The following is a 563-nucleotide window of genomic DNA, read 5'->3' on the forward strand; positions in this document are numbered from 1 at the left end:
GGGATTCATGCCGCGTGGCATTTTTGGTTTGCAGTAAGTTTTGGTGGTGAAGGTGGTCTGCGGAAAGTTGGTTTATGCAGCACTCACCCCTTAACGCGGCGTTAGTTTGCAAGAGGAAAAGCGCAGCTATATCGCAAGACCTAGTGGCAAAAGTTCAAAGTTTAAGTTGTCGTATTGGCTTTCACTTTCAGTGTTAACTAGCGTGGTGAAAATCCAAAATTGGCATCGTTTCAACGGTTGATTTGTTCTTTGGTGCGGTGACTTTGGGGTTAACTGAGTCGAACTTTTTTACTGAAACTCTGCTCGTTGAGTTTGTTTGTACAAAAGCCGATTTATTCGCTGAAATGGCGTTTTCTCTGGTGTGGTAAGTTCATGTGATTTCAGTGACTTTGTTGAAAGTCCGCATTGTGAGATTGGTTTTCCAAAAGTGCTTTTTGGTGTTGTAAGTTCGTTTTCTGCGGCGTTGTTTGTTCCACGTGGTTTCATTGACTAGCCGCTTTTAGACTACGCCTGACTCAAATGCATCAAAACACATAAGGTTTGTTGTTTGCAAAGTTTAAAAT

Annotated in this window: 1 protein-coding gene; it reads left to right on the top strand. The window is 42.1% G+C overall.

Features of this window, described 5'->3' with window-relative positions; translation table 11 throughout:
• The coding region (locus FC652_RS20200) for a DUF3265 domain-containing protein (RefSeq protein WP_176299913.1) at positions 1-105 on the top strand (105 nt) is incomplete at its 5' end.
• Between the last annotated feature and the right edge of the window lie 458 nt (positions 106-563).

The sequence above is a fragment of the Vibrio sp. 05-20-BW147 genome (genome assembly GCF_013369385.1).
GTDB classification, from domain to species: Bacteria; Pseudomonadota; Gammaproteobacteria; order Enterobacterales; family Vibrionaceae; genus Vibrio; species Vibrio floridensis.